Annotated in this window: 6 protein-coding genes; 4 read left to right on the top strand and 2 right to left on the bottom strand. The window is 64.2% G+C overall.

Annotated elements, in window-relative coordinates:
- Together BIS11_RS07435 and BIS11_RS07430 are read right to left on the bottom strand one after the other, a co-directional pair.
- Window positions 1–314, bottom strand: a 314-nt coding sequence (locus BIS11_RS07435) for an AEC family transporter (protein WP_367399201.1), incomplete at its 3' end; no start/stop codon positions are given.
- Between the two features lie 67 nt (window positions 315–381).
- Window positions 382–2,334, bottom strand: a complete 1,953-nt coding sequence (locus BIS11_RS07430) for a diguanylate cyclase (RefSeq protein WP_253424094.1) — start codon at window positions 2,332–2,334, stop codon at window positions 382–384.
- Window positions 2,335–2,840: 506 nt separating this feature from the next.
- Here BIS11_RS07430 and BIS11_RS07425 point away from each other — a divergent pair.
- From BIS11_RS07425 to BIS11_RS07410, 4 genes are read left to right on the top strand one after another with little or no spacing between them, the layout of a single operon-like run.
- The gene (locus BIS11_RS07425) at window positions 2,841–3,785 is read left to right on the top strand and encodes a tripartite tricarboxylate transporter substrate binding protein (protein WP_253424079.1); all 945 of its coding nucleotides are present in this window, start codon (window positions 2,841–2,843) and stop codon (window positions 3,783–3,785) included.
- A 29-nt stretch (window positions 3,786–3,814) separates the two neighbouring features.
- On the top strand, window positions 3,815–4,312 hold the full coding sequence (locus BIS11_RS07420) for a tripartite tricarboxylate transporter TctB family protein (RefSeq protein ID WP_253424082.1): 498 nt from the start codon (window positions 3,815–3,817) through the stop codon (window positions 4,310–4,312).
- A 12-nt stretch (window positions 4,313–4,324) separates the two neighbouring features.
- Window positions 4,325–5,878, top strand: a complete 1,554-nt coding sequence (locus BIS11_RS07415) for a tripartite tricarboxylate transporter permease (RefSeq protein ID WP_253424085.1) — start codon at window positions 4,325–4,327, stop codon at window positions 5,876–5,878.
- Between the two features lie 10 nt (window positions 5,879–5,888).
- Complete coding sequence (locus BIS11_RS07410) at window positions 5,889–7,496, top strand: gamma-glutamyltransferase family protein (protein WP_253424088.1); 1,608 nt, start codon at window positions 5,889–5,891, stop codon at window positions 7,494–7,496.
- The last annotated feature ends 16 nt before the right edge of the window (window positions 7,497–7,512 follow it).

Below are 7,512 nucleotides of genomic sequence, written 5' to 3'. Positions count from 1 at the left end.
CCCTGAACGTAGATACCGCGATCGGCATGGGGTACGCGAAAACGCGCCCAAAGCCAACTCAAGAAGAACTGCCCCAGGGTGGCGAAAGCGAAAAAGAGCAGCAGCGGTACATCCAGCGCCACGCCCAGATCCGCCTTGATCAGGCTCAAGAAGATCAGCGTGGGCAGCGTTGCCCGGAACACCAGCGCCGAGGCGGTGGAGACGAAGTCCCGGTCGATCAGGCGCAGGCGCTTGAGCACGATGCCGATGAACACCATGGCGAAGACCGGCAAGGTCGTATCCAGCGTACGCGAAAAAAGTTCTACAAGATCCACGGCAATACTCTCGGCGATGAACGCGATGATTTTACCGCGAGAACGCATCCCCGCACACGCGCGTTGCTCAATCGAACAGCGAGAGCGGGTCGAACTCGCTGGGCAGTTTCACGACCACTTCGTTGCGCCCGCGATCCTTTGCCTCGTAGCTTGCGGCATCCGCGCGGGTCAGCGCATCCTCGACGGAGCCATCGTTTTCGTTGAAGCGGGTGGCGCCCATGCTCAGGGTGACGTTGTAGACCTTGCCCTCATGAGTCACGGAGACCTCGCTGACCGCTACGCGCAGTGCCTCGGCGATGCGCTGAGCCTGCACCAGCGTACAACTGGGTAACAGCACGCCGAATTCGTCCCCTCCCTGGCGCGCCACGTGGTCACTGCGACGCACCTCCCAAGCGATGACCTGGGCCACCCGGCGCAGCATCTCGTCGCCCAGGGCATGCCCACCTTCATCGTTGATGGGCTTGAAGTGATCGAGGTCGAACAGTAGCAGGGCCGACGGCGTACTGGTTTTCTGGAAATCGGCGAAGGCCTCCTCCAGCCGGCGCAGAAACCCGCGCCGGTTGAGCAAGCCCGTCAGCGGGTCGTGCTCTGCCTCCCAGCGCTGTAGCGCCTCCTGCTGGCGACGCTCGGTGATGTCCTTGACCACACCGACGAGCCCGATCGAATGCCCCTGTTGGGAGAGCATGACCGAGCGGGCGTGAACGTCGAGCCACAGCGTCTCGTCGTTCTTGAGAAAGCGCATCTGGCGCACGAAGTCCTTGCCCGTCTTCAGGCTGTGCGCCCACAGGTCTGCCACGCCCATTCGGTCGTCGGGATGAATCTTCTCGAGCCATGCCTCCATCTGCGTCTCAGCGGAAATGGACAGCATCTTCAGCAGTGCCGGATTCATGTAGGTGATGCGGCCGCCGAAATTGGCGACGAACATGCCTTGCGGGCTTGAATTGAGCACCGAATCGAGAAACGCCTCGCGCTCCTGGAGGTTGTCGAGTAGCTGCTGGCGCTCGTCCTCCACCCGATTGAACGTTTGGGCGACCTGCTGAAGTTCCTGCATGCTCGTCTCCAGTCGCACGTGCGACCGGCGTCCCTGCCCCACTTCGCCGATCTGCGCTTCGAGCAGATTAAGGGGAGAGAGTATTCGGGCCAGAAGCCCCCACAGCAGCGGCAGAAGAAACAGCGCCAGTACCACCCAGATCCACCACAACCGGTGAATGAAATCGGCCAGCGGCGTCTGGGCCTGCCCGACGGGCAGATAGAGACCCACGATCCAGCTCGCCGGCCAGATCTGGGAGTACGACTGGTAGAGCGGCTGCTCGCCGAACAGCGTCCCGACGCTATCGCCCGACCACCCATCCAGCGCCAGGTCGAGGGTCGGATAGCCCTCGCGATCGGCGATCGGCGTATTCACCAGGCGATCATCGGGATGGTATAGGATGTTGCCGGAAGCGCTGAACACGGCCGAATATCCGTGATCGCCAAGGCGTATCTTGGCCAGCCGGCTGAAGAGCCCACCGGAATCGAGCCTGACCACCCCACCGATGAACCCCAGGAAATCGCCCCGGGCGTTCAGGCGCGGCACGCCGATGAGTACCAGCGGCATCTGAGTGGCACGCCCGATGAACGGCTCGCTCACGTGGACGTTTCGCGTGCCGCGCAGCATCTCGAAATACTCCTGATCGCGCGTCTCGAGCCCGATACGTCCGACGACACTGGGCCAGTCGGCGATCAGCCTACCCTCTTCGTCGCTCACCACTATGCCTTCGAACCAGGAAAGCAGGGAGTCGTTCTTGGCCAGTTCGTACTGGACCCATTCGGTGTCGCTCGCGGTGCCCATGGTCTGGCTCAACCGCTCAAGCGCCTCGATACGGTTCTCGACCTGCTGGGTGATCTCGTCGGCGAGCATGTTGGCTTCGTAGCGCAGGTGGGTGACGTTGGACTCCTGCAGCATGCTCTGACCCGCCTGCCAGGTCAGGCCCAGCACGACGGCCGCGAGAATCAGCAGCGTCGCCGAGACGCCCAGCAGCAAGCGACTCTTGAGGGATCGAAACTGAATAAGTCTTTTATAGAGAGGGGCTGAAAGCACCGTTGTACCTATTTCAACAGTATCGTTTGTCATGCGAGTCAAGATAAATGACTTATAGAGACATCTCATTATTTTCAACAACAAAATAGCTATAAACGATTATCAATATTGTTTACAGCTGTTAAATCCGAAAAAAACACCAAAATTTAAAATTACATAGAGGTTCATTGACGCTCCTTCCTTGCTTCGCCTATAGTCGAATGGCCTTGAAAAATCGATTTTTAAATCGATAAACGATAAGCGAAAAATCAACGGCTCGATTCGAGCGTTGAACAATCATAATCACGCCCGCGTGGCGCTCGCCCGGCATCGCACCGATACCCGGCGGGCGACGTCGGTTCATCCACGAACGGCTCGACCACGACGATTGGCGACGCGCCGCTTCCCCGCGGTCGTGCCAAGGTGTCATTACGCTCGTAGCACTCAAGACCCAACAGGAAACAACCATGACACTCAAGAAGCTGTTCACCCTCTCTGCGCTTTCGACCGTCATCGCCCTGCCCGGCGTGGCGGCGGCCGACTACCCCGAGCGCCCGGTCGAGTTCATCGTGCCCTGGGGCCCGGGCGGCGCCAGCGACCTGCTGATGCGCTTGATCGGCCAGCATCTTTCCGAGGAACTGGGTAAGCCCGTGCCGATCATCAACATGCCCGGCGCCAGCGGTACCGTCGGGCTTCGCGAAGCCTCGCGCCGCGCCCCGGACGGCTACAGCATCAGCCAGATCCACGAAGGCCTGCTGATCGCCCATCACGCCGGGGTGACCGACCAGAACTGGGACGCCTTCGAGCCCGTGGCGATGATGACCAGCGACGATATCGTGGTACTGGCCAACGCCGATACCGGCTGGGAAACCCTGGATGACATGCTCGAAGCCGTACAGCCGAGCCCCGGCGACTACCGCATGGGCGTGACGCTGGGCGGCATTCCGCACCTGTGGGCGGTGCAGTTCGAAGACGCCACCGACACCGAGTTCGGCTACGTGGGCTACGAGGGTACCGGCGAGCGGCTGCGTGCACTGGCCGGCGGTCACATCACCCTGTCGATCGAGGATTACCACTCCGCCGAGGCCTTCGTCGAGAACGGCGACATCAACGTGCTGGCTGCGGCCACCGAGGAGCGCCTGGAAGAGCTACCCGACGTGCCCACCCTCAAGGAGCTGGGCTACGATCTCGAGTTTCTGGTCACGCGTGGCATCGTGGTACCCAAGGATACGCCGGAAGCGGTCATCGAGCGCCTGGAAACCGCGCTCGCGACCATCGCCGAAAGCGAGGCCTTCCAGGGCGATATCGCCAACGTCGGCAGCAGCGTGCGCTTCATGGATCGCGCCGCCTACACCGACTACCTCGAGCGCACCGATGCGCTGATCGAAGAGAACGCCCATCTGCTCGACTAAGAGCAGCCACCACTTGGCAGGAATCCGTCATGGCGCGTAACGACGCTGACGCCGCGCTGCAGCCCTGGCTGCAGCTGGTGTCCTATGCAGTGCTCGCGGTGGGTGCGGTGTTCATGGCGTTAAAGGCCGGCGCGCTGCCGGCCTCACGCTGGGAACCGATGGGCGCCGGCACCTTTCCGCAGTTGATCTTCTCATCCATGGCCGTGCTGTGCGTGGCCGCGATCGCGCTCGAACTCCTCCGGCGAGGCTTTCCGCGCACCCGTCCGGGCGTGGCCTGGCGCCGGCTGATGGCCCTGAAACCGGTGCTGGTCAACCTGGGGCTGTTCATCGCCTACATGATCGCGATGCCCTTCGCCGGGTTCATCGCCGCCACGTTCTGCTACCTGCTCGCGGCCCAGCTCTACCTGGCGCCCCGCCGGCCGCTGACGCTCCTGGTCGTCGTCGGCGTGGCACTGCTGTTCTCGATCGGGCCGTACTATCTCTTCGCTGACGTGTTCAGTATCTATCTTCCGCGCGCGCGCTGGTGAACGGGTGATTTCATGACCGATGCATTTCTCGTCGCCCTGGGGGGCGTCACCGAACCCTATACGCTGGCGCTGATGGCGCTGGCGACCTTCGCCGGCATCATCGCCGCGGCCATTCCGGGCTTCACCATCACCATGGCGATCGTGCTGACGCTTCCGCTCACCTTCGCCATGCCGCCGATGCAGGGCATCGCGGTGATGCTCTCGGTGTACGTGGGGGGCTTGAGCGGGGGGTTGTTCAGCGCCGCACTATTGGGCATCCCCGGCACGCCGTCGGCGGTGGCCACCACCTTCGACGCCTTTCCCATGGCACGCAACGGCCAGCCCGGGCGGGCGCTGTCGCTGGGGCTTTTTGCCTCGTTCGTCGGCTCGCTGATCTCGATCGTGATCCTGATCGTCGCGGCGCCTCCGCTGGCCCTGCTGGCGGTCAAGCTCGGCCCGTGGGAGTACTTCGCGCTGATTGTCTTCGCGCTGACGATCATCGCAAGCCTGGTGGGCGACTCGATCCTGCGCGGGCTGATCGCGGGGCTGCTGGGGATCGGCATCGCCACCATCGGCCCGGACCCCTTGATGGCCCGCGAACGCTTCACCTTCGGCTATGAGCTGTTGACCGCCGGCATCCCGTTTCTGGTAGTGCTGATCGGCATGTACGCGATGAGCCAGCTGCTTTCCGAGCTCGAGCCGTCATCCGCGAATCAAGACGGCTCCAGAGCGCTGGTCAGCGGCGACATGCGCCCGCACCTGTGGAGCGTGATGATCGGTACGCTCAAGAAGCCTTTCAACATCCTGCGCTCGTCACTTCTCGGGGTGTTCATCGGCGCGGTACCGGGAGCCGGCAGCTCGATCTCCAACCTCGTCGCCTACGATCAGGCCAAGCGCGCCTCCAGCCACCCGGAAACCTTCGGCAAGGGTGAGGCGGAAGGCGTGGTCGCCTCGGAGGCCGGCAACTCCTCCACCGTGGGCGGCAGCCTCATCCCGCTCATTTCGCTGGGCATTCCCGGCTCCCCGGCGGATGCGGTGCTGATGGCGGCGATCATGGTGCACGGCATCAGCGTGGGGCCACGCCTGATTCTCGATCACCCGGACCTGGTCTACAGCATGTTCATCGCCATGGCAGTCGCCTCGGTGTTCATGCTGGTGATCGGCGTGGTGATGATGCGTGCCTTCATGCGACTTTTGAACGTGCCCAAGTACATCGTCGTGCCGGTGGTGCTGGCCTGCTGCGCGATCGGCACCTATACCCTGAACAACCGCGTGTCGGATCTCTACCTGCTGGCGGCGATCGGCGCCTTCGGCTACCTGCTGAAGAAACTCGACTACCCGCTGGCGCCTCTGGTGCTGGGCGTGGTGCTCGGGCCGATCGCCGAGACCAACCTGCGCCGCGCCTTCCAGACCAGCACCGACTGGACGCTGTTCTTCACCCGGCCGATCTCGGCGCTGCTGCTGACGTTGGCCGTGGTCTCCGTGGCATACAGTGTCTACAGCTACCTTCGTCAGCGCCGCCTGATGGCCGAGCGTGCCCAGGCCGCCCAGAATCGCGCCTTCCAGGACGGCGCCTCGCAAGAATGAGGACTTCATCATGACGCTCGACCCCTACTACTACCCCACTGCCTCGCGGCGCACCGTCACTTTCGGCAAGCGTGGCATGGTCGCCACCTCCCAGAGCCTGGCCGCCCAGGTGGGCGCGAACATCCTGCGCGACGGCGGCAACGCCATCGATGCAGCCATCGCCACCGCCGCCGCCCTCACCGTCGTCGAGCCCACTTCCAACGGCATCGGCGGCGACGCCTTCGCGCTGGTATGGGTGGATGGCAAGCTCCACGGCCTGAACGCCAGCGGCAAGGCGCCGATGGGCATCTCGGTGGAGGCCGTCAAGGCGCTGGGCCTTGACGAGATGCCCGCCCACGGCCTGGTGCCGGTCACCGTACCCGGCGCACCCGGCGCCTGGGCCGCGCTCTCCGAGCGCTTCGGCAAGCTGCCCTTCGAGGCGCTGATCGCCCCGGCCATCCGCCTGGCGGAAGAGGGCTACGCGGTGCTGCCCACCGCGAGCAAGCTCTGGGCCCAGGCGCATACCCGCTACGGCCAGTACGGCCGCCCGGAGTTCGCGCCCTGGTTCGACCACTTCACACCGAAGGGCCGTGCGCCCAAGCCCGGCGAGACCTGGCGCTCGCCGGAGATGGCCAAGACCCTGCGCGCCATCGCCGAGACCCGCGCCCAGGCCTTCTACACCGGCGAGCTGGCCGACGCCATGGATGCCTTCTCGCGCCAGCACGGCGGCTTTCTGCGCAAGGAAGACCTCGCCGCCTTCGCCCCGGAGTGGGTCGACCCGATCAGCGTGCGCTATCGTGGCCACGACGTATGGGAGATTCCGCCCAACGGCAGCGGCCTGATCGCCCTGCAGGCACTGGGCATTCTGGAAGCCATGGGCGACGAACCCCACGACCCGGTGGAGTCGCTGCACCGGCGTATCGAGGCGACCAAGCTGGGCTACGTGGACGGGCTTCGCTACATCACCGAGCGCAAGCACATGTCGCTCACCGTCGAGCAGATGCTCTCGCCCGCCTATCTCAAGAAGCGCAGCGAGCTGATCGCCCGGGACGCCCTCGATCCGACCCACGGCGACCCGCTGCTGGGCGGCACCGTGTACCTTTCCACGGCGGACGATGACGGCAACATGGTGTCGTTCATCCAGAGCAACTTCGAAGGTTTCGGCTCCGGTATCGTGGTGCCCGGCACGGGCATCAGCCTGCAAAACCGCGGCTGGTCGTTCTCGCTGGACGAAGACCATACCAACGTGCTGCGCCCGGGCAAGCGCACCTACCACACCATCATCCCGGGGTTCATCACCAAGGGCGACCAGGCGGTCGGCCCCTTCGGCGTGATGGGCGGCTACATGCAGCCCCAGGGCCACGTGCAGGTAGTGGCCAGCATGTTCCAGGACGGCCTCAACCCTCAGGCGGCGCTGGACATGCCGCGCTGGAAGTGGACGAAAGGCAAGACCGTCGAGGTCGAACCGGGCTTCCCCGACCACCTCGTCCAGGCCCTGGAGCGCCGTGGCCACCACATCGTGAAGTGCGTGGACGGCCTCACCTTCGGCCGCGGCCAGATCATCCTGCGCGACCCGGAAACCGGCGCGCTGCAGGGTGGCACCGAACCCCGCGCGGACGGTGCGGTACTGCCGGTTTGATGCCCCGCCGATGAAA

The organism is Halomonas sp. 707D4 (assembly GCF_024158685.1).
GTDB lineage: Bacteria > Pseudomonadota > Gammaproteobacteria > Pseudomonadales > Halomonadaceae > Vreelandella.
Note: the sequence above shows the minus strand (reverse complement) of the source record. Positions and strands in the feature narration are given on the sequence as shown.